General features: G+C 37.8%; 18 protein-coding genes. 4 read left to right on the top strand and 14 right to left on the bottom strand.

Translation table 11 applies throughout. The features are described from left to right. Positions 1–54 precede the first annotated feature (54 nt). Positions 55–387, bottom strand: a complete 333-nt coding sequence (locus tag AACH28_RS15495; RefSeq protein WP_103913871.1) for a helix-turn-helix transcriptional regulator — start codon at positions 385–387, stop codon at positions 55–57. Between the two features lie 219 nt (positions 388–606). Here AACH28_RS15495 and AACH28_RS15500 point away from each other — a divergent pair, with 219 nt between their 5' ends. Together AACH28_RS15500 and AACH28_RS15505 are read left to right on the top strand one after the other, a co-directional pair. After that, entirely contained in the window at positions 607–1044 is a 438-nt protein-coding gene (locus AACH28_RS15500) for a DUF1896 domain-containing protein (RefSeq protein WP_103913870.1), read from the top strand. Next, positions 1031–6412 carry an N-6 DNA methylase gene (locus AACH28_RS15505; RefSeq protein WP_160812374.1) on the top strand — a complete coding sequence of 1794 codons (5382 nt, stop codon included), beginning with the start codon at positions 1031–1033 and terminating at the stop codon, positions 6410–6412. Before AACH28_RS15500 ends, AACH28_RS15505 begins: the two co-directional genes overlap by 14 nt. A 14-nt stretch (positions 6413–6426) precedes the next feature. Here AACH28_RS15505 and AACH28_RS15510 read toward each other — a convergent pair whose 3' ends face one another. The 13 genes from AACH28_RS15510 to mobA all read right to left on the bottom strand — a co-directional run bounded on the left by AACH28_RS15510 (position 6427) and on the right by mobA (position 21637). Then, positions 6427–7248: an RteC domain-containing protein gene (locus AACH28_RS15510; RefSeq protein WP_074229988.1), complete on the bottom strand. Its 822-nt coding sequence runs from the start codon at positions 7246–7248 to the stop codon at positions 6427–6429. A gap of 69 nt (positions 7249–7317) precedes the next feature. Then, on the bottom strand, positions 7318–8547 hold the full coding sequence (locus AACH28_RS15515; protein ID WP_074229987.1) for an MFS transporter: 1230 nt from the start codon (positions 8545–8547) through the stop codon (positions 7318–7320). A 65-nt stretch (positions 8548–8612) separates the two neighbouring features. After that, positions 8613–9494 (bottom strand): bestrophin family protein, encoded by an 882-nt coding sequence (locus AACH28_RS15520; protein ID WP_074229986.1) that lies wholly within the window; start codon positions 9492–9494, stop codon positions 8613–8615. Positions 9495–9523: 29 nt separating this feature from the next. After that, positions 9524–9847 carry a DUF6122 family protein gene (locus AACH28_RS15525; protein WP_074229985.1) on the bottom strand — a complete coding sequence of 108 codons (324 nt, stop codon included), beginning with the start codon at positions 9845–9847 and terminating at the stop codon, positions 9524–9526. A gap of 30 nt (positions 9848–9877) precedes the next feature. Then, positions 9878–11065, bottom strand: a complete 1188-nt coding sequence (locus AACH28_RS15530; protein ID WP_074229984.1) for an efflux RND transporter periplasmic adaptor subunit — start codon at positions 11063–11065, stop codon at positions 9878–9880. 20 nt (positions 11066–11085) lie between these two features. After that, the gene (locus AACH28_RS15535; RefSeq protein WP_078674559.1) at positions 11086–15480 is read right to left on the bottom strand and encodes a CusA/CzcA family heavy metal efflux RND transporter; all 4395 of its coding nucleotides are present in this window, start codon (positions 15478–15480) and stop codon (positions 11086–11088) included. A 21-nt stretch (positions 15481–15501) separates the two neighbouring features. Beyond that, positions 15502–16110, bottom strand: coding sequence for a hypothetical protein (locus AACH28_RS15540; protein ID WP_074229982.1), 609 nt, complete (start codon positions 16108–16110; stop codon positions 15502–15504). Between the two features lie 11 nt (positions 16111–16121). Beyond that, entirely contained in the window at positions 16122–16805 is a 684-nt protein-coding gene (locus AACH28_RS15545; RefSeq protein WP_074229981.1) for a HupE/UreJ family protein, read from the bottom strand. A gap of 119 nt (positions 16806–16924) precedes the next feature. Then, positions 16925–17182 (bottom strand): hypothetical protein, encoded by a 258-nt coding sequence (locus AACH28_RS15550; RefSeq protein ID WP_074229980.1) that lies wholly within the window; start codon positions 17180–17182, stop codon positions 16925–16927. 85 nt (positions 17183–17267) lie between these two features. After that, complete coding sequence (locus AACH28_RS15555; protein ID WP_074229979.1) at positions 17268–17663, bottom strand: hypothetical protein; 396 nt, start codon at positions 17661–17663, stop codon at positions 17268–17270. A 143-nt stretch (positions 17664–17806) separates the two neighbouring features. Then, positions 17807–19810 (bottom strand): conjugal transfer protein MobC, encoded by a 2004-nt coding sequence (gene mobC, locus AACH28_RS15560; RefSeq protein WP_341833121.1) that lies wholly within the window; start codon positions 19808–19810, stop codon positions 17807–17809. 97 nt (positions 19811–19907) lie between these two features. Next, on the bottom strand, positions 19908–21197 hold the full coding sequence (mobB, locus tag AACH28_RS15565; RefSeq protein WP_050378357.1) for a conjugal transfer protein MobB: 1290 nt from the start codon (positions 21195–21197) through the stop codon (positions 19908–19910). 2 nt (positions 21198–21199) lie between these two features. Continuing rightward, entirely contained in the window at positions 21200–21637 is a 438-nt protein-coding gene (gene mobA, locus AACH28_RS15570; RefSeq protein ID WP_050378358.1) for a conjugal transfer protein MobA, read from the bottom strand. Positions 21638–22318: 681 nt separating this feature from the next. On the opposite strand from mobA, the gene AACH28_RS15575 reads away from it, so the two are divergent. Both AACH28_RS15575 and AACH28_RS15580 read left to right on the top strand, forming a co-directional pair. After that, positions 22319–23086 carry a ParA family protein gene (locus AACH28_RS15575; RefSeq protein WP_074229975.1) on the top strand — a complete coding sequence of 256 codons (768 nt, stop codon included), beginning with the start codon at positions 22319–22321 and terminating at the stop codon, positions 23084–23086. Between the two features lie 4 nt (positions 23087–23090). Continuing rightward, positions 23091–23528, top strand: a complete 438-nt coding sequence (locus tag AACH28_RS15580) for a DUF3408 domain-containing protein (protein ID WP_078674560.1) — start codon at positions 23091–23093, stop codon at positions 23526–23528. Positions 23529–23532: the final 4 nt, after the last annotated feature.

Below are 23532 nucleotides of genomic sequence, written 5' to 3' on the forward strand. Positions count from 1 at the left end.
GTAGTACAATAAATGTTATATTGCAATATAACGATGTTAAATATTAAAAAAATGCTATGAGCAGCACTTGGTTACTTTTACCTCCTGATTGAAAAACGCATTAAATTCCTCTTGAATTTCATTCCATACTTTTTCATCAATACAATAGCAAACAGATTTTCCCTCAATGGTTCCCTGAACGATACCGATGTTTTTTAATTCCTTTAGATGTTGTGAAATGGTTGCCTGTGCCAACCCTAATTCCTCAACCAAATCGTTACAGATGCAGACATCTTGATTGATGATATATTGAAGTATAGCAATCCTTGCAGGATGTGCCAAAACTTTAAATCGAGAAGCCAGCTTATTCTGTTGGTCTGTAAATATTTCTGATTTGGTAAGTCCCATTAGTTTACATTTTTACATCGCAATATTACGATAATAAATTTAAACACAAAAGTAGTTTATGAAAAAATATTCAAATCTTAATTCTTTTCAAGTTTCTATTTCAATTTACTAAGTGGTAAAACCCTACCTCTCAAAGCCAAACCCTGCCACTTCTGCAAAGGGGCTTATCTACTGCTATAATTTTAGGCTTCAAGCAAAATTCTAAACAAAAATTATAGTATGGATACACAGCAAAAAGACTTATCGTATTTCAGGTTACGACTGCAAGAATTATTAAACACCAGCTTCCCCGAAAAGGCAAACGACCAAAAATTTATTGAGCAACGTTCTTCGTGGGCTGCCAATGCCTACGAGGGTGCTTTTAGTTCGGGAAACGCCATTGAGCAATGCAACGAAATAGCCAATTACATTCTTTTTGAGGGCTTGCACTTCTCCAAATTCGATACGGTTTTTCAAGTCGTATGCAATGAGTTCGATACCCTAATGGCAGACGAGGAACTGCGACCGTTCGCCCTTAAAATGTTTCCCATTTGTGAGCCTGTTTTCTCCGGCTATGAACTAACCGATGACTTCGCATACGGTTATGAGTTTGACCTGCTCTATACCGAAATAACCGGAACCATCGCAATATGGATAGAGGAAAATGGGCTTCAGTAAAAAGCAACATCTCCAACAGAACATTGATGCCCTGCGAATTGCTTTTAAACTGGAAAAGGAGAAACGGCAAGCCACTGTAGGCGAAAGACTGTCAATGATGCGTTATAGCGGATTTGGCGGTCTTAAATTCGTGTTGAACCCCATAGCAAACGAAATAGACATCAACAATTGGAGAAAGACAGAACACGACCTTTTCCCGATTACGCAGGAACTCCACCAACTGCTCAAAGAAAATTCAGAAGACGAAAAGCAATACCACAGGTATGTGGACAGTATGAAGAGCTCTGTACTGACGGCTTTTTATACACCGCCACAGGTCATAGATACTATTTCCACAACCTTGCGTGATAGCGGTCTGAACATTGATAAATTTCTCGACCCCTCCGCAGGTATCGGCTCATTCGTACAATCCTTTTCGGAAAATCAAAAAGCCAGTGTTACCGCCTATGAAAAGGATTTGCTCACAGGCAAGATTTTAAAGCAGCTTTATCCCGAAAGCAATATCCGTGTAAGTGGCTTTGAGGAAATTCCCGAAAAGGAACAAAACAGCTATGATGTAATCGCCAGCAACATACCGTTTGGAGATACTTCCGTTTTCGACCTTTCCTATTCCCGCAACAAAGACAGCGCAAAAGTACAGGCAGCTCGAAGCATACATAATTACTTCTTTCTGAAAGGTGCTGATATGCTTCGTGAAGGCGGTTTGTTGGTTTACATTACTTCTCAAGGGATTTTAAATAGCCCGAAGAATGAGCCTATTCGCAGGGCATTAATGGAGGATAACAATTTGGTTTCGGTGGTCAGATTGCCCAACAATTTGTTTACCGAATATGCAGGTACTGAAGTTGGCAGTGATTTGATTATCCTTCAAAAAAATACAGCAAAGGAGAAACTTACTGAAATTGAAGAACTTTTTTGTCAAAGCAAACCAACGGAATTTAATACAATTGGTAACGCTTACTTTCAAGACAACTCGAGAATTGTTTATACCAACCAAAAACTTGATACCGACCCTTACGGAAAACCAGCACTCATTTATACACATAAGGACGGATTTGATGGAATTGCCAAAGACCTCAAACAAATGCTTTCCGAAGATTTTGGCAAGCACCTGAATTTAGGCTTGTACAGAGGCGAACGCAACAATGAACCTATTATCCAAATTCCAATTGAGCCAAAAATAACTTCTCCAAATATCGAAACCGTCATCACTCAGGGAAGCGCTCAAGAATTAAAACAGTTAAGCATTTTCGACTTATTTGAAAATGTGAATGAACCTGTAACGGTAATTGTTCCTCCTAAAACGACTACACCAACCAAAAGGCAAAACGCTAAAAAAAGCAGCCGTACCAACGGTCGCCAAGCCAACCTATTCAGTAGTGTGCAACAATCTTATATACCTTCTGTTGCTAATAGTTCTGAGAATGTAATTACATCAAACTATAGCAAAAAACAGGAAGTTATTGGTGACCTGTTTTCAAGTTTAGACGGAAATGACCAAGTTACTCAACCAGCAGTTCCCGAAAATATTCCTGAACCTGTAATATTTAGCGGCGAACTTCAATCATTCCACCGAAACGATTGCCTTGTTGTGGATAATGGTTGGGTCGGTCATTTGCAAGATGTAGACAATTCAAATGGTAAAGCAGTTTTCCATCCTTTGCGATTGCCCACTTTACAGAACGCAAGAGCCGAAGCATACATTGCCGTCCGTGATGTTTACCAAGAACTTTACAATAAAGAGGCAAAATTTCATACCGAACAAAAAGGAGAAAGAGAAAACCTTAACCAATTATACGATGTTTTTATCAAAAAGTATGGCAATCTCAATAGTGCGGATAATATCAAACTTATAAAAACGGATAGTTCCGGTAAGGAAATTCCTTATTTGGAGCGTGTTGTTGGCGGTGTGGTGCACAAAGCGGATATATTCAGCCGTCCAGTAAGTTTTTCTACCATAACCATAGCAACGGATAATCCCGAAGAAGCTTTAGCGGCTTCATTGAATAAATATGGTAGCGTGGATTTGAATTATATGTCTGAAATCAGCGGTATGGCTGACGATGCTTTGAAAGAAGCCTTACACGGTCGCATTTTCTACAATCCATTACAAAAGGAATATGAAATATCCGAACGATGGATTGCTGGCAACGTAGTGGAGAAAGCCCAAGAAGTCAAATCGTATCTCGAACGCAATCCCGATGATACCGAAGCTAAAGCAAGCCTTACCGTTTTGGAAGAAGCCCGACCAAGAAGAATTGAGTTTGAAGAACTCGATTTTAACCTCGGTGAACGTTGGATGCCAACAGGAATTTATGCTCGTTTTGCTTCGCACTTGTTCGATACAGATGTAGTTATCCATTATTCCGAAAGCTCTGATGATTATTCTGTAAAATGTAATCGAGGGAATTTGCATATATGGGAGAAATATGCCGTCAAATCAGAAAGCAGAACGTTTGATGGAATTGCATTGCTAAAACACGCTCTCGTTAACACCACGCCCGACATTACTAAAAAAATTACAGTAGAGGGACAAGAGGTTAAAGTACGGGATATGGAAGCCATCCAAATGGCGAATACCAAAATTGATGAAATCCGTACTGCTTTTTCGGAATGGCTTCACGCCCAAAATGATGAGTTTAAAAACAGGCTGACCGACCAATACAATGATACTTTCAATTGTTTCGTTCGACCAAATTATGACGGAAGCCATCAGGACTTTCCGGGATTAGACCGTAAGGCTTTAGGCATTGAAGACTTATATTCGAGCCAAAAAGACACTGTTTGGATGATAAAACTGAACAACGGTGCTATTTGCGACCACGAAGTTGGTGCAGGAAAAACATTGGTAATGTGTACCGCAGCACAGGAAATTAAACGTTTGGGATTAGCCCATAAACCAATGATTATCGGGCTGAAAAGTAATGTTCACGAAATTGCTGAAGCCTACCGCACTGCTTATCCTCACGCTAAAATTCTGTTTCCGGGCAAAGAAGATTTTACACCTCAAAAACGTCTGAGGATTTTTGGCGATATTAAAAACAACGATTGGGATTGCGTCATCCTCACGCACGACCAATTCGGGATGATACCGCAATCGTCCGAAATGCAAAAAGAAATTCTACAAATTGAGTTAGATAGCGTAGAACGAAACCTCGATGCGTTGCAATCGCAGGGCAAAGAAGTTACCAGAGGAATGCTTGCCGGAGTAATCAAACGAAAAGAAAACCTTGAAGTAAAACTAAAAACTCTGCAACACGATATTGATAATCGCAAAGATGATGTGGTTGATTTTAAGATGATGGGCATTGACCATTTGTTTGTGGACGAAAGCCATCAATTCAAAAATCTGATGTTTAATACAAGGCATTCAAGGGTTGCAGGATTGGGAAATGTGGACGGAAGCCAAAAGGCAATGAACCTGCTCTTTGCTATCCGCACCATTCAGGAGCGCATCAATGCGGATATGGGAGCCACTTTTCTTTCGGGAACAACTATCAGCAATTCTTTGACGGAGTTGTACCTTTTGTTTAAATACCTGCGACCAAGAGCAATGGAAAAACAGGGCATTCATTCTTTTGATGCTTGGGCAGCTATTTACGCAAGAAAAACGACCGATTATGAATTTTCAGTTGCCAATAATATTGTTGCAAAAGAACGTTTTCGATATTTTATAAAAGTGCCGGAATTGGCGCAATTCTATTCTGAAATTACAGATTACAGAACGGCAAAAGATATAGGAATTGACCGACCGGATAAGAATGAGATTTTATATACTATTCCGCCTACTCCAGACCAGTCTGCATTTATTCAAAAATTAATGGATTTTGCAAAAACAGGAAATGCCGAGTTGCTGGGAAGACCACCGTTGTCGCAAAGTGAAGAAAAAGCAAAAATGCTCATTGCTACAGACTACGCCCGCAAAATGTCGTTGGATATGCGAATGGTAAGTGGGAAATACGAAGACCATCCCGATAGCAAGGCTTCGCATTGTGCAGCAACTATTGCTAAATATTACAACCAATACAATGCACAGAAAGGAACGCAGTTCGTTTTTTCTGATTTGGGAACTTATAAACCTGGCGAATGGAATGTGTATTCTGAAATCAAACGCAAACTTGTGGAAGACCACGGTGTATCTGCTCACGAAATCCGTTTTATACAAGAAGCCAAAAATGATAAGCAACGTAAGGAACTTATTAAAGGAATGAACGAAGGCAAAATTCGTGTACTTTTCGGTTCTACAAGTATGCTTGGAACAGGCGTGAATGCGCAGAAAAGAGCCGTTGCTGTTCATCATCTTGATACGCCGTGGCGACCAAGCGACCTTGCTCAACGTGATGGCAGAGCTGTTCGCAAAGGCAATGAAATCGCCAAGTTCTTTGCCAACAACAAAGTGGATGTAATTATCTATGCAGTAGAAAAATCATTGGATAGTTATAAGTTCAATCTGCTTTACAACAAACAACTTTTTATTGACCAATTAAAAAACAATAACCTGGGCAAACGAACGATTGACGAAGGAAGTATGGATGAAAAATCGGGAATGAATTTTTCGGAATATGTGGCGATACTTTCAGGAAATACAGACCTGTTGGATAAAGCCAAATTAGAAAAACAAATTGCAGGTTTGGAAAGCGAAAAACAAGCTTTCAACCGTTCTAAATCTAGTGCCAAATACAAATTGCAAGATTATACAGTGTTATTGGAAAGCGCACAATCTCGTTTCAACAGAATGAACCTCGATTGGGGAAATTTAAAACAACGCATTCAAAAACATTCGGATGGAACTATTGCAAATCCTGTACAGTTAGACGGTTTACCACTTAATGCAGATATAAAACAAATCGGCATCAAGCTCAATCAACTTGCAGATAAATCCCGAACTGGCGGTCAGTACGAAGAGATTGGAAATTTGTACGGATTTACGTTGTTGGTAAAAACCGAAATGTCTGAAAAAGAAGGTTTGGATATTCGGGTAAACCGATTTTTGGTTCAGGGCGAAGGAAACATTAAATATACCTACAACAACGGTTTAATTGCTAAAGATGAAAAGCTGGCTGCAATGAATTTCCTAAACGCATTGGAAAAATTACCAAGCTACATCGACCAAGAGAAAAAGAAAATCGTAGAAATACAAAAAGATTTACCTGTGCTTCAGGAAGTGATAAATGGGACTTGGGCAAAAGAAGACAGATTGAGTGAACTGAAAACTGAATTGGCTTCGGTTGAACGGAAGATACAATTATCAATAAACCCCGAAAATAAAGGCGAAGAGAAAGAAAAAATTGAAAAACAAACGCTAAAAACAGCCAATCCCGAAAGTGCTTTAAAGAATAAAAGCATTCATCTTTCAAGAGGTGTTTAAAAATATCAAACCGTTTACATTTCGTCTTGTTCGTCCATTTTTTTCAGAAGACTTTCTTTAAGGTTATCAAGGAATTTTGTACGGTTGATTTTGCGGCTTTTCAGTTCGATGTAAGTGTGGTAAAAATCGCCTAAATCTATATTAAAAGTTTGTCCAAATGTTTTGGCTATCACTTTTAGATCTATGTTTCCACCTTCAAAAACAGCTTGGGAATGCAAAGCATAAATTAGTTCTATCAACGCCGTTTTACTGGCAGTCCAATTTAGTGTGGGCAAATCGGTTGATTTTTCTTCGTTTGTTGCTTTATGAAGTTGGTTTTCGATGTAAATTTGAAGCTGGTCATTGGCAATAATTTTTGCAACTTTATAATCGTGAGAAGTCGAAAAGGTATGGTCTGCCTGAAAATAAAAAGTATCTAAACTTAGCTTAATATCATATTTGCCACGTACAAAAATTTTTTCATCAATGTAGGTATTGTTGGTTCGATAGTATTTATAAAATTCAAGATTACTTTCAAAAAATCTTTTCAATTTCCTTAATTCTATATTTAAGTATTTTTTAATGAGTTTTGCACCGTAGGGTCTTTTGGTTTCGATTTTATAGATGGCGTTGTAAAAAATAAGCTTGGCAACAATTACAGGTTTCTGATATTTGAAAAAGCGGATTTCTTCCTCTTTATCTTGGAATTCATTTTTCAGGACATACTCCTTTAATTCGGACAAAGAATTTACAATAAGGTTGATGATTGCTTCAACTTTTTGAAAACAGCTTTCCGCTTCAATTTCTGTGATTTCAGTTTCTAGTTTATGCAACGTTTCATTGAAGAATTTAGTCATATATTTATCTTTTGGGATTAATATCTGGGCTAATTAATAAATGTCCTAATTATTTTCATTAAGCCATTTTTATTGTTTTACCTGTGGTTTTCTAATCAGCAGAATAGCTGCAATCGCTAAAATAATTGTGGCAATACCGCCATACAAAAACTCCCGACCGGGAAACTGTGTACCTAAAAATCCTGCAATGGGATAGGCTATTGCCCACCATAAATGGGAAAATGCGAAATGAGCACCATATACTTTGCCGTGGTCTTTGGCTTCAATATTTTCGCCGATTAGGGTTTCGGACGGCATATCTGCTAATGTTTGACCGATACCTGCCAAAACCCATAAAAACATTACTCCGTTGTATGGTAAAAAATTAGCAAAACTAATGGCTATACCTAGTAACATTGCACCGCTTATTAGGGATACACTTCTACTTTTCGATTTGTCTAAACTTCCCAATAAGAATGCGGTAATAGCTGCACCCACGCCAAAAATTGACATTATCCAACCGTAATGTTGGTCATCCAATTTCAAGGAATTTTTAACCAAACCTATTGTATTTACTAAGATGATAGCTCCTGCAATAGCTGATATAAACTCGATGCTTAAAGCGAAACGAACAATTTTGTTACCGAATAGTAATCGAATGCCTTTTAATACTTCATTCCACGTATTTTTAGATGCTGTATTCTCATTATTTACACCTTTTTGCAATGTTCCTTTGGGAATAGTAAGTATTATAAGTATAGCAACGAAAAGAGTTGCACCATTTATGAAAAATATTTGTGTAGCACCCATCCATACTGCGAAAATCCCTGCCAGTGCGGGTCCGAAAACACTCAATAACTGAAATGTTGCCATTGATAAACCATTGGCTTCTCTGTAAATTTCTTTTTCAACTATCTGTGGAATAATTGCCCTATAAGTTGGTGTAAAAAATGCTGCAAATACATTCAAGGCAAATATCAACCCATATAATTGCCATTCGGCATTAACGAATGGTAACGCACATACGATTGTCATTCTTGCCACCTGTGTAACGAGCAGTATCTGCTTTCGTTGAAATCTTTCTGATACAACACCTGCAAAAGGCGAAAAGAGAATATAGGCTGTTACCCTTAAAGTAAGGGCTGATGCTAATATTGCCGCTGCGTTTTTAGGGCTCATTTGGTAGGTAAGCAAAGCCAAACCGAGCCAAGTAAAAGCATCACCCAAAAGGCTTGCGATTTGGGCGAAATATAGCTTTGCAAAAGTAGCATTCCTCAGAGATTTGAAGGGTTCTATAATTGGTTTAATTATTTTATTCATTGTCTATTTAATTTTGATTTCTGTACGACAGATACACAGGTTTGATAATAAAAACTTAAGTACCACTACATTTCAAAATAAAGCTCATTGTCTTTCTTTTGGGGTATTTCGTCTTCACCAATCATTTGCTTGATATTGATTTCTATGGTTAAAGCCAGCGATGTCATCGGAGTATCAACAGGTGTATTCTCAAATGGGTCTTGCATCATTATGGCGGTTTTTTCTATGGCAATAAACATTATAGGAATAAGTATTGACAGTATAATTTGTATAGTAAACTGCGAATGCTCTAATCCGAATGGCACCAAGATGGTAAAAACGTAGATTAATGTATGTAATAGCAGGCTGTACGCTCTTGGGAATACCGTGTTTTTTATGCGTTCACATTTCCCCATACTATCACATAGCTTAGTAATTGTTTCGTTTAGTTGCAGTTGCTGAAACTCCGAAATTTTTCTTTGTTCTGCTAAAAAACCCATTTGTTTAGAATGCTCATCAAGAATAGCGTTTGGAATATTGACAGCACTAATTTTATGAAAATTAATATACGCTTCGACTTTTGAAGAAAATCCTACTTTCCTCAAGGTTTCGCCCAGAGCATACACCCATACAATTTGCCGTTGAGCAAAGATTTTAATTTCTTCTTTTTCTTTAGTCGATAGAAATTGGTTCAATTGCCTTGTAAGTATTCGAGAGTCATTAACGATAGCTCCCCAAACAATCCTCGCCTCCCACCATCTTTCATAAGACTGTGAGGTTCTAAAGGCAAGTAAAATAGAAACAATAGTTCCTAAAAGAGCCAATATGCTAAATGGTATTGCAATATCTGCCAGTACAGGGGTTAAATGCAGAAAACCAATGGTTAGAGCAAAGGTAACTACAAAGAATATTTGCCATTTTACTTGCTTAACAAAGTATGAAATAGATATTTTTTTGTTTAAAAGCATTTCTTAAAATTTTTGTTATTAATCGTTCACTACCACAAACAGTCCTGAAAATCGGCTACCATATGCAGCAATAAACCAAGGGCAATAATTCTTATTATTTTGTTTCCAAATAGGAACAACAAAACATACAGCACTATAGCGTAATATGAATGCAGAAAGTGAAATCCTACACTGCATCTGTTTGGATCAAATATTGGTTCGGCAAACAGATGGTCAATGTCAACAAGCATCGTTGATAATAAAATTATCCAAACCGTTTTCCATTCCTTTTTAAAAAATACAAAAGCAACTAACCCTGGAAAGAAAAAATGCAGCGTATAGTGGATAATGTTTTGTAATATAAATAGGGACATATTTTAACTTCTATTTGGGGCAAATCTTAACTATTCCTCTTCTTCGGCATTTTTAATCGCTGATAAAATAGTGTACGCATTTTTGGTAACTATTTTTATTTGTTGAGGATTTGCTGTTGATGGTAATTCTATGCCCGTGTAACCTTCTTGTTCTATGCCTTTGGCAACTTGTATTAATTGAAAAGTATAACCGTTTTTGCCTTCATTGGTCTGCGCAATAATATAATCCACTCCTTCTAACTGTACAAGTGCATCATTCGGCACTGCATTTTTTTCATCTGTTCCGGTTTCTACCCACGCTTTTACATACATTCCCGGCAGTAGTTTTACATCTTTAGTAAAATGGCAATGTACGGGTATCATCTTTTTATCGTCTGCAGCCTGCCCAACCAAAAATACTTTTCCGGTGTGCTTGTAATCATTTTCATTGGATAGTGAAAACCTAACGGTTTGCCCTACCTGAATTTTGCCTAAATCTTTCTCAAAGGCATTTAAAGCAAGATGTAGGTCATTGGTACCTGTAATTTCAAATAGGATATCGGTAGGCGATGCGTATTTTCCGATATTGGTATTGCTGTTTTTTATGTAACCTGATATGGGTGCATAAATGCCCGCTGTTCTCGAAATTTTATTGCTCCTTTTAAGAGAAGCAGTACTGATGCCAATCAAAGCCATTTGCTGCTCTAATCCTGAGATGCGGGCTTTCATTACTTTGAAGTCGGAACTTACCTGCTGGTAGGTTTTTGCTGCATTTATATCCTCATTTCTTAAATCCTGTTGTCTTTTGTATTCCTGCGATAGGTATTCTAACCTGCCAATGCTTTCTAAATACTCCTGTTGTATGGAAATAAATTCAGGGTTTTCGAGTGTGGCTAATTGTTGCCCTTTTTTTACAAATTGCCCGGGTAATAAACCTGCTGATTTGATGTAACCGCCTAAAGGTGCAGATACGGTGGCTACACTGTTGGGTTCGGCTTCAATTGCACCCGTTAGTTTGATGATATTGCTTAGGTTTCGCAGTTCTATAGTACCCGTTTGTATATCCGATAATTTGTACTGGTCTGGCGTAAATGTTATTTGTTTTACTTGGGATGCAGTATCGGTTTTGTTCTCTGTAACTGCCTGTTCTGTAGCTGTTTCTTTTTGGTCTTTACAGGATAACACCGTAATTACTACGATTAGTAAAAAGGGAATGTATTTTTTGAACGAACTATTCATTTTTCTAATTTTTTTAATGATTATTTATTGCCGGAAAGTGTTTCAATGGCGATAATTGCCTTATTGAAATTGTACAGGCTTTCTACGTAAGCGGTACGAATGTTATTTGCCAGCGTTAAATTTTGCAAATGCTGGGCATAGGAAACCTCACCGCTTTTAAAACTTTTTTCGGAATTGCTGATGATTAAATTGGCTTGTGGCAGAGCTTGTTGCTGATAATAATTCAGCTCATTCTGAAGTTTGGCATATTGCTGTTCCAATTCTTTTAACTGACCATTGAGGTTGGTTTTATTCAGCTCCACCTGTGTTGCTGCAATTTCCCGGTTAATTTTTGCTGCATTAATTTTTGATTTATAACCTCCCGGAAACAATGGAATGCCAATACCAATTTGAAAAAAGCTAAACCTGTCTTTTCCGGTATAAGTCCTGTCAATACCATTGATGGTCTGCATTCCTTTATAAGTCTGAGCGCTATAACCCAAAATAATTTCGGGCAACATTTTACTCTTTTCAACCTGTATTTCCTGCTGGCTTACGTTTACTTCTTGTTGCAGGTATCCAATAATGGGATTGTTATTTGCAGAAAAGTTTTCGATAGTTAATAGTAATTCTTTAGCCGTAAGGTTGGTTTCTGCAATGCTGATATCATCTGTGGTATTCAGTAAAGTTTGCAATTGTTGTTTGGCAATTTTCACATCGGCATTGTTTTTTTCAAGTTCATTTTGAATTTGTTTTAACTGAACGGAAGAGGTCATTTTTTCAAGATTGGTACTTTCTCCCGTTCTGTATCTTGCATCACTTGCTTTGCTCAGATTGCTGTAAATACTGTCTAACGCTGCAATGAGTTTTCCTTTTTCCAGAACATACTGGTATTGCAAATACGCCAGCTTCACATTTTCTATCAATTCATTTTCCGAAACGGCTTTGTATTTTTCTGTGCTGATTATCTTTTCTTGTGCCAGTTTTGACTGGTTGCTGTACAGTGTAGGAAAGTCAAAGCGTTGGGTCACGTTAATGAGATTATCATTAATGGTTGGGTTGCTTACAACGCCCTGTGTGTAAGAAAGCTCAGTTTTTGGAATGGTTACGCTTCCTTTTTTCAAAGCTTTTTGAACATTGATGTTGTATTCGGCAATCCTTATGCTGTTGTTGTTTTTTACGGCTTCATCAATAGATTGCTGTAAGGTCAATACTCTTGTGTTTGTTCCAGAAGATACCTGCGCTTTCAGTGTAGATGAAAAGCATAAAAAACCTAAGAGCAATATTGCCGTTGGTAATGTTTTATTCTTTTTCATTTTGAATGTTGATTTTGTAAAATAGATATAGAGCACCGGAAGCACCAGTAAGGTAAGCGCTGTTGCAGTTATCAGCCCGCCAATAACCACGGTTGCTAAAGGACGTTGTACTTCTGCACCTGATGAGGAAGAAATAGCCATCGGAAGAAAACCTAATGATGCCACCATTGCCGTCATTAATACGGGTCTTAACCTCACTTTTGTGCCAATGCGCACTCGCTCATAAATATCGGTAACGCCTTCTTTTGCCAATCGGTTAAATTCTGCAATGAGTACAATACCGTTCAATACCGCTACGCCAAATAGCGCAATAAATCCTACACCAGCAGAAATACTAAAAGGCATATCTCTTATCAGCAATGCAAATACACCACCTATAGCTGAAAGCGGAATAGCTGTAAAAATCAGCAAACCTTGCTTCACAGAACGGAATGTAAAATAGAGCAATAGCAAAATAAGCAATAGCGCTACCGGTAAGGCTACGGCAAGTCTTGCATTGGCTTCTTCCAGATTTTTGAACTGTCCGCCGTAAGTAATATGATAACCTGCCGGCATTTTTACTTTGGCTGCAACGATGTCCTGTATATCATTCACAATGCTTTTTACATCGCGGTTACGAACATTGAAACCAAGCGTAATACGTCTTTTGGCATTATCTCTCTGTATTTGTACAGGACCCGGTTTATAGGAAATATTGGCGACTTCGCTTAAAGGTATCTGCTGTCCTGTTGGTGTACTTACAAATAGGTTTTGTACATCTGTAATGTCGGCTCTTGATGCGCTGTCTAATCTTACCACTACATCAAATCTTCTTTCTCCTTCGTACAGCAAGCCTGCAGTTTTTCCCGCAAATCCTGTTTCAATGGCACTGTTTACATCTTCTACGTTCATACCGTATTGTGCTATTTTATCTCTGTCGAATTGGATGCTTATTTGTGGCAATCCTGTGATTTCTTCAACATACAAATCTTCTACACCTTCAACGGATTTTATTTTCTTTCCTACATCAGAAGCCAAATCTGAAAGTACATCCAGGTCTTCTCCATAAATTTTCAAGACAACATCTTGCTTAGCTCCGGTTAGCAACTCATTAAAACGCATTTGTATAGGCTGTTGAAAGCTGAAAGTAGCATTGGGAATAACAGCAAGTGATTGTTGCATTTTATCAATCAATTCTTCTCTATCTGCTGCGCTTGTCCATTCTTTTTTAGGTTTTAAAACAACGACCATATCACCGGCTTCAATCGGCATTGGGTCTGTAGGGATTTCTCCCGAACCTATCTTATTCACTACCTGCTTTACTTCGGGATAATTTTTCAGTAAAATATCTTGCGCTTTTTGGGATACATCTATCATCTGGTTAATGGAACTGCCCACGGGAACTCTTGTTTCTACTGCAAAGTCACCCTCATCTAATTGGGGTATAAATTCTCCGCCCATTCTGTTGAATGCAAAAAGGGTTATAACAAACATTGCCACGGCAATAGATATTACCAACAGCTTTCGTTTCATTGCTCCTTCAATGATGGGGCTGTACACTCTTTGAATGGCTCTCATCATTTTATCCGAAAAGTTGTCTTTGTGCGTGGTCTTTTTGCTGAGGACTAATGCAGACATCATCGGAACATAAGTGAATGACAATAGGAATGCGCCCATAATAGCAAATGAAACGGTTTGCGCCATTGGTGTAAACATCTTGCCTTCTACACCTACCAATGCCAGTAACGGTAGGTAAACAATAAGAATGATGATTTCTCCAAATGCTGCTGCCGAACGAATTTTGGTTGAAGACTGAAACACTTCTTCATCCATTTGTTCTTGTGTAAGTTTTTCTACTCCGCCGTACCGGTTTTTGCTGGTTGTTATTCGGTGTAGTACTGCTTCTACAATGATTACCGTTCCGTCGACAATAATTCCGAAATCGATGGCACCAAGGCTCATTAGGTTTCCGGATACGCCAAAAAGGTTCATCATCGCTATGGCAAACAGCATTGCCAATGGAATAACCGAGGCTACCACAAGACCGCCACGCAGATTACCAAGGAAAAGTATCAAAACAAAAATTACAATTAAAGCACCTTCTACCAAGTTGGTTGATACTGTTGATATGGCGCCATCTACTAATTTTTTCCTGTCAAGAAACGGCTCTATCTCTACACCTTCGGGCAAACTTTTTTGAATTTCTTCAATCTTTGCTTTTACATTGGTAATTACTTCAGAAGAGTTGGCACCTTTTAGCATCATCACAATTCCGGTAACGGTTTCTCCCTGCGCATTTCTTGTTGCTGCCCCATATCTTGCCCCATTTCCGAAACGGACATCTGCCACATCCCTTAACAAAACAGGAATGCCCCCTTCGTTTTTAACTACGATTTTTTTAATTTCCTCAATATTCTTTACCAAACCTTCGCTTCGAATAAAGAAAGCATTTGGGCCTTTATCGATATAAGCACCACCAGTGTTTTGATTATTCTTTTCTAAAGCGGTGAAAATATCGGATATATTGATGTTTTGGCTGGCGAGCCTGTCTGGCTCTATGGCTATTTCATACTGTTTTACAAATCCGCCAAACCCGCTTACTTCTGCTACTCCCGGTGTTCCTAAAAGTTGTCTTTTAATAATCCAATCCTGAATAGTTCTTAATTCGGTAGCATCGTATTTGTCTTCATATCCTTTTTTAGGATGGATGACGTATTGGTAAATTTCGCCTAAACCTGTGGTAAGCGGTGCCATTTCAGGAACACCGACACCTTCGGGTATGTTTTTAGCAGCCAAGGTCAACCGCTCCTGAACTTGTTGTCTTCCCCAATAAATGTCTACTTTTTCTTCAAAGACAATTGTAACTATGGAAAGACCAAAGCGAGAAAAAGAACGCATATCTTTTATGCCGGGAATACTTACCATTGTTTGCTCTACCGGAAAGGTTACGAGCTGTTCTACTTCCTGCGCTGCCAATGTGGGCGATACTGTGATTACCATTACCTGATTGTCTGTAATATCGGGCGTTGCATCAATAGGAAGTTTGGTAACGGAATAGGAACCCCAGCAAATTAATGCCAGGGTAAATAATCCTATTACCAACTTATTTTTTATTGAAAAATGAATGATGTTGTTTAACATATCATAATCTTGTTTGAATGGTTATTGTTTAAGGAGATACTGTCCTTTCATTTTGATTTTGACAGTAATGTCCTCATTTGAATTGTTTTTGAAATACCATCCTTGCGGACCTTCAAACGGAGCAAGAAATGAACCTGCCATATTGTTTGAATAAGCAATGGTGTAGCTTTCAAAGTAGTTGCTGTTGTTTTTTACCTCTCCGTGAAAATCAAAGTACAGTTCACCTTTATCGGTAATCCACTCATATTTTAATTGTCCGTATTTCAACATATTTACTTTGTACTCCAATCCTTTACCGGCAGGAATAACTACGCTTACATCATCTGTACGTTCTGCCAATTGTGTAGCAGGCGCAGGGTTGTTTGCGGCATCAGGCTTTGCCACATCCGCCGGCGAACCTACATTTTCCATTTTCAATATCTTGTGCGGTTCTGAACTTAGATTTTCTGTACTTCCTTCTGGTACATATAACTTGCTGAAACCGGTTGCCTTTCCTATTCCTAAGGGGTCTATACCATATTCAGCTGGTAATACTGCACTTACGAGAAGGGTGGTTCCAATAATTAAAGCAATGATTACCTGCTTTATGATAGATTTTTTATCTAAAACTTTATGTGCTATTTCTGACATTTTGATAATTGTTAAGAGTTAAAATAACCGACTAACTGGTAGCCGAATAATAAAAAGCCCGCTGCCATAAGCAACATATTGGTAACTGTAGAGAATTTGAAAAAGCTCGGTGATTTTCTCCAAAGGGTGATAACAAATAATACAAGAGCTAAGGCGATGAATTGACCTATCTCTACACCGATATTGAAACCAAGCAGGTTGGTCAATAATCCTGTTCGGTCAAAACTCAATTCCTGTAATTTACTGGCTAAACCGAAACCGTGAAAAAGTCCAAAGATTAAGACAGCCGCTTTTGTATTAGGCTGGCGACCAAGGAATTTTTGAAAGCCACCTAAATTATCAAAACCTTTGTAAACGATTGAAAGTGCTATAATAGCATCGATGAGGTAAGCGTTGATAGCCATATCTGCCAGTACACCTAATAAAAGGGTAATACTATGACCAATGGTAAAAAAACTCACATACAAAAGCACTTCTTTTGGACGATAAAGAAAAAAGATAACGCCCACAAGAAATAATAAGTGGTCGTAACCTGTAAGCATATGTTTTGCCCCTATATACAGGAACGGTACAAAAGCAACGCCTGAATTTCCACTTAAAAAAGTTTGGGTATCCTCATCTACTCCGTGAGCATACGCCGACCCTGAAACCAATAGCAATAAGGCTATTGATAAAACAATTTTTACATACTGCATTTGAAATTAATTTTTTAGTTAGGCAATAAAAGCCTGGCAGTACTGCGTACAAGGGTACGCAATACCAAACAGTCGCAGGCTTTGCTACAATGATTATAAGACTTTGCTTAAAAAATTAATTAATGCTTATGTCCGTGTGCTTTATCAATACTGTCCTGCTTTAAAGGAGCTACAGTTGAACTATCTGCTTTTGCAGCAGGTGCAGTATGATTACCGGAAGGATCGTGGGAATGCCCGTGTGCTTTATCAATGCTATCTTGATTTGCTGTTTCCACAGGTGTCACTTGATCAGTATTATCTGAAGATTTTTTCTCGTTGGTATTGCAGGCAACTAAGGTAAGGGCAGCAAAAGCCGCTATAATGAATGATTTTTTCATTGTTTAAAAAATTTGATAGTAAGAAATAAATAATTTGCCCGAAAAAATGGGCATACGTCAAATTTTAACTTTCGAGGATTGAAAGTTAAGCAACAATGAATGAAGGGGGACCCCGAAGGGAATAGGCTCCGTGGAGCGGTGGTAGATAAATAATATGCCTATCTGGTGGAAAAGTATTTTTCTGATAGTCAACTATATATTCAACGGGCGCAGTAAAATGAATAGGCAGAGCCTTAATAGATTTTACGTCGTCCTTGGAAATGACAATTTTAGTTTCGCTTGAATTTGTAAAGGATATGTTTTCACCAGCGTGTATAAAACCCGAAAATGCAATCTCTAAGGGTGTTTCGCCATTGTTTTTGCCGTTATGATGTTCGTCATTAACAATTTCAAGGTGGTGATGGTGCGATACAATGCCGTGCCCCAAAATCATTATTTGGGCAACAATTAAGAATAATATGGCAGTGTATCTACGCAACATTTTGACAAAGATATACAAATAAGTTTTGTTGGTAACAAAAGAAAGCAAAAAAAAGAATTTAAGAACCATAATAAATTTAATAATAACTCCCTAACCAACCATTTTTAAATTTGTCTGCTTACTGAAGTAGTTGTAAGAACATTTTATGCCTGCTGTAATAAATGTTGTAAATCTGGGTCGTTCTTAATTCTTTCCAATTCATTTTCTACAATATTCAAAATGTCCATCTTTATTTGTCGGTAATTCCCTTCAATCTGTTTTTTCATTTCATCTTCGCCCTGCTGGTTTACGAAAGATAATATTTGTGGTATCTTTTGGTACGCTTTGGTTTCTGATGCTACACTTTCATTGTCCACCACAATTTCAGCGTGAAAGATTTTCTGTTCAATTCGCTCATCGAAGTTATCCGAAACTGCACCAACAAACATCCCTTGTGTTAAAGTTGAAATTTTTGAAGCTGGGATTAAACTGTCCAATTGCGTAGAAATGGAAGTTGATTTGTCGCTTCGGTTGATGGTTAAACTTTGTCTTTTCTGCAACACCTTTCCGAAACGTTCCGAAAGGCTTTTTGCAGTTTCTCCCACCACTTGTCCGCTGAAAATATTACCAACCGTATTCTGAATAACCTTGCTTTCCTTGTCGCCATAATCTCTCGTCAATTGTGAAAAATCTTGAAAACCTAAACAAACAGCCACTTTATTACTTCTTGCAGTTGCAATCAAATTATCCAATCCTCTAAAGTAAATAGTTGGCAATTCGTCTATGATAACCGAACTTTTTAATTGCCCTTTTTTGTTGATTAGCTTTACAATCCTTGAATTGTATAATCCCAACGCTGCGGAATAAATATTCTGTCGGTCGGGATTATTACCTACACATAAAATTTTAGGTTCTTCAGGATTATTAATATCCAAAGAAAAATCATCGCCAGTCATAACCCAATACAACTGCGGAGAAATCATTCTTGATAAAGGGATTTTTGCCGATGCAATTTGTCCTTGCAATTGGTCTTGTGCGCCACCTTGCCACGCATCCATAAAAGGAGATAAATAGTTTTCCAAATCGGGATATGAAGTTAAAATCGTGAAAACATCTGAATATTTTTTGTTCAGCAATTCAATAGCGTGCGGAAATGTGCAATATTTTCCGTCATCGTAAATTTTCAAATACCAAATAATGGCAGCTAACAAAATTATCGGACTTTCTACAAAAAAATCGCCTTGTTTCTGTATCCAACTTCGGTTGAGGTTTAGCATTATGGTATAAGCAGCTTCGTAGGCATCAGAAATATCCGTCATAAAATCAGGATTGAGCGGATTGCAACGGTGGCTTTTTCGTGGGTCGTCAAAATTTATCACATAAAATTTTGGCTGAACTTTGTATTTATCCCGATGTTTTAATAAATGATTGTATGCAATGGTAGAAAGGTCATCAAATTTAAAATCGTAGATGTACATTGAAAACCCTTTTTCAATTTGTTGCTTTATATAATTATTTACAATCGCATAAGATTTTCCAGAACCGGGTGTTCCCAAAACAATAGTCGCCCGGAAAGGATTGACAATATTTATCCAGCCATTATTCCATTTGCCCTTATAATAAAACTTTGTAGGAAGATTGACAGAATACTCGTTTTCCATCAATTTAGTTTCCTGCTGAAAACTCTCATTCTCATTGTTGAAAACATCTTCCATTAAATTGGTACGGAGTAAACGGCTCATCCAAACTCCTGCTACCATCAAAGCAATATAACCTAAAGCAGTGGTAAAAATATACAGAAATGTGGCAGTTAATAAAGGTAGTTTCAACAAAGGAAAATTCAGAAAAAACAAAATAATTCCAATCGACAAAGCTACATATATTTTAGACCAAGTTATCTTCTCATTTTTAACGCCTTTTGTTCCCAAACAGCTTAATGCCAACAGTACCAAAGCAAAAATTTTGGTGTATAAATTGTGCGAAAACAAACCGGCTGTTCGGTCAAAATTGCCTAAGATTTTGTTGATTATTTCCAGCGTCCAGCCACGTTCCAAAAAGAAACCGTAGCAGAACCAATAAAGGTGCATCAGTACCAAAAGGATACTTACTGCCCGCATAAATGCCATTATTTTGGCAAGACCTCTTAAATCGTCTTCTCCCTGCATTATTTTAGTTTTAATGTTCGGGCGTGAATTTAAAAGTTGTAAATATTGGTTTTTAAAATGTGGTAGTCAATGTCTGCGAATGGCATTGTTTGGCGGATTGCTATTGCTGTCCTCTATGGCGTTTCCTTTTCTTCTTCATTTTATTTGCAAAATCTTGTTCTTCATAATCTTCTCCTTGTATTTCAGGCAATAAGCCGCCCAATGCTTCGACCAAACCATCTTCGTGTTTTTCAGTATTTAAAAAATCGAAGAAATGATGAGGTTTTTCCACAGGTAAATTTTCCGCATCGTTTGACTTAGAAGCTTTTATTTGTGATTGAACTGGTTCTTTAATTTCCGGTTTGATGTTGTTATTCCAATAATCGTTAAAAGTATTAGCAGAAAGTTCTTTTCCCAATCGTGAACCATTCCAAATTGTCTTAGAATTATGGTCTATAAAAGTTATTCCGTAAATTCGTCCTACATCATTTCTGCGCACCACTACATTAATTCCTTGTTCGGTTAATTGTTTCTTAAAACTCAATTCATCAGTTGTTGATTGTAAAGCAATGTTTATAGCAGATTTTAAAGTTTTTTGAACAGGATTATTTTTTAATGCAATTTTACTTTGCTCAAAATGCAATTCCAAAGCTGGAAGTCCAGCACTTTTCCCAAACAAAGATGCCTTGAACGGATGACCTGCTTTTTCTCCTTTTTCATTTAAGGGAATGTACAATAAACCCTTCTGCAACTGCCCTTGCAATTCTCCTTCTACCTTTTCGGTGGTAATGTTAAACAAAGAAAGCAAGGCGTTGTATTCTCCCAAAGTTTGGTATTGATAATAGTTTGGCAAATGGCGAATAACTGAAGCTATCTGACTTTTTACATCGCCTGCTTTGTAATTTATGGGACTAAAAATCTTGTCATTCAGCTTATGTTCTTTATCTGTAGCAGCTATCAATCCGTGTTTCCTTTCGAGTTCCCGGCACACATTCATAGACCGCATTTTCTCGAATTTATCAGAAATCTTTTTACCTTCTTCATCCACGCAAACCGAAACAATATGGATATGGCTGCGGTCAATATCGGTATGTTTGAAAATCACAAAAGGCTGTTCGCCATAGCCCATTTCACGCATATATTCTTCCGCCATTTCTCGAAACTTGTCATCACTTACCTCATCTCTCGGGTCAGGATTGAGCGAAATATGCAAGGTGTGTTTCTCGGTATTGCGGTTCGCTATGAGATAAGGTGCAAAAGATTGAGCCAATTGCGAAACGGAATAATGACCATTAGCGGTTTCAATCATCTTATTGGTGAACAAAATCTGTCCGTTCTCATTCTCCACTTTCAGTTGATTGTACGCCAATGCTCCATATAGATTTCCGCTTCTGCCAATTTTTGCTATCATTTCTAAGGCTGTTTTTTCAGATACTTTGTTTCAAATTCTTCGCTAATCTGAATGATTTTTTGACACAACATTGCCATTTCAGCCGTTTGTTTTTCTAATTTGTATAGAAACGCTGCGGCTTTTTTCTCGGAAAAATTCTTATACAAAAGCTTCACTATTTGGTTGTAATTGACACCCACAGAACGAAATTGACTATGAAACGAAGTCAATCTCATATAAAAATCAACCGTGCCTTTATCTATTTTAACTGATTTCATCTCGTTACCAAACAACAGAGAAATGATAAACTTTGCTTTATTGGGCATTCCCGATGTTTCAAAAAGCGATAAAAGTTTGGCATTTTCTTCATCAGTAAGACGAAAAACGTGGCGGTGGATGCTTGGGTCGATTTTTGCCTTCCGTCCGCCTTTATTTTGTTTTCTTTTATTATTCTCATTCATCACTAATCCATTTTAAATTCATACAAAACCTCGACTTCGGAGTGGTTTTTTCAGCTCCCGGCAGGGCAAGTTGTTTTGAGGCACGAACTCGGTTTCGAGTGCCTCAAAACACAACTTGCCGTGTTCTGATGAACACAAAAATCCGCCCTTCGGGACGGATTAAATTTAACAGGGAAAAACGGCTCGATGCCGTTCTGTTTAGTGTCCATTTTTGAGAGATACTTTGCATAAATCTGTTAATAAAAATCATTTTACAAAGTAAAGATCTGCTTATGAGAGTATTGCAAGACATTACCAAGACAAACATTGCCTTTGAGTGCCAAACACCGCCAAAGCCATAAAATTGATTGAAAATGATGATTTCTTTGCTTTTGAATGTTGGCAGGAACTCCATCAGGGATGATAGATTGATAGCATTCCGGAATGCAGATAATCCAGCAATCTTGACGGCAGGATTGCAAGGATGAAAGAATGATAGCGTGACGGCTTGTAATCAAGATTGCTTTCGTGAATGCAGGATTATAGGAACGCTAGAATGATGGCTATCCTGACTGATAGCAAACAATAATGAGTGCTGTCTTGCAGACCAGTAGGAAATCACGAATTCAATAAAGAAAGACTGCCGGTTATCCTGCAAGCAAGCCTGAAAACAAGAATACGAAAACTTTAAATTTTTAAAATATGGACACAAAAAAGAAACCTCTGTTTATTGCATTTTCTTCTCAAAAAGGTGGCGTTGGCAAAAGTACATTTACAACGCTCGTTGCAAGTACGATGCACTATAGATTGGGCTACAATGTAGCTGTATTTGATGCGGATTTTCCACAACACAGTCTGATGAAAATGAAGACAAGAGATTTGGCAATGGTTATGGAAAATGAAACTTTAAAAAAGCTGGCGTACAAACAATTTACCACCATCAACAAAAAAGCCTATCCGATTATGCAGCACAAAGCGGATAGTGTATTGGAAGCGGCTCAAGAATTTGTAAATACTTCTACCACTCCTGTGGATGTGGTATTTTTTGACTTGCCAGGAACTGTGAACACGCCAGGAATTCTGAATGCATTGGCGGGAATGCATCACATTTTTACGCCCATCGCAGCAGACCGTGTAGTAATGGAGAGTACACTCATTTTTACACAACTTTTGCAGGATGTGATTATGAAAAAAGGAGAAACCTCCATAGAAACCATTCATCTTTTTTGGAACCAAGTGGACGGAAGAGAAAGTACGCCATTGTATGCTGTTTACAATCAATTGATTGAGCAATTAGGATTGAGTTTGATGCAAAGCCAAATCAAGAACAGTACACGTTTCCGCAAAGAAAGTGAAGCGGATAGCAAAACAGTTTTCCGTTCCACAGTAATGCCGCCGGATGAACGATTGATGAAAGCTTGTCAATTGAATTTATTCATCGAGGAGTTTTTAAAAATCATTCAATTATAGCCTTATGGAGAAAGATAATAAAAGAAAAGCTACGCCCGATATTAACGAGGAAATGATGATGAACTTGATGGTGGATGGCGTAAAAAAAGACGGAATACAGCTTCCTCCTGAACCCATTGAAAAAATGGAAAATGAGGCTGTAAAACAAGAAGAATTTTCAAGAAATAAACCTGCCCAAAAGGAAAAGAACCGAACAAAGAAAATTCTTGATGGAAGTTATGGCGACCATTTTTTGAAAACGCATTCGATGACAAAGCGTGGAGATAAAAGCATCTACATCCGGCAGGAATATCACGAACGATTATCCCGCATTATACAGGTTATAGGAAAAGATGAAATACCGCTGTATGCTTACCTTGATAATATTTTGGAGCATCATTTTGAAGTATTTGAGAAAGCCATTATAGACGATTTTAATGAGAAATATAAACCCATTTTTTAAAACA

Source organism: Sphingobacterium thalpophilum, assembly GCF_038396785.1.
GTDB classification, from domain to species: Bacteria; Bacteroidota; Bacteroidia; order Sphingobacteriales; family Sphingobacteriaceae; genus Sphingobacterium; species Sphingobacterium thalpophilum_A.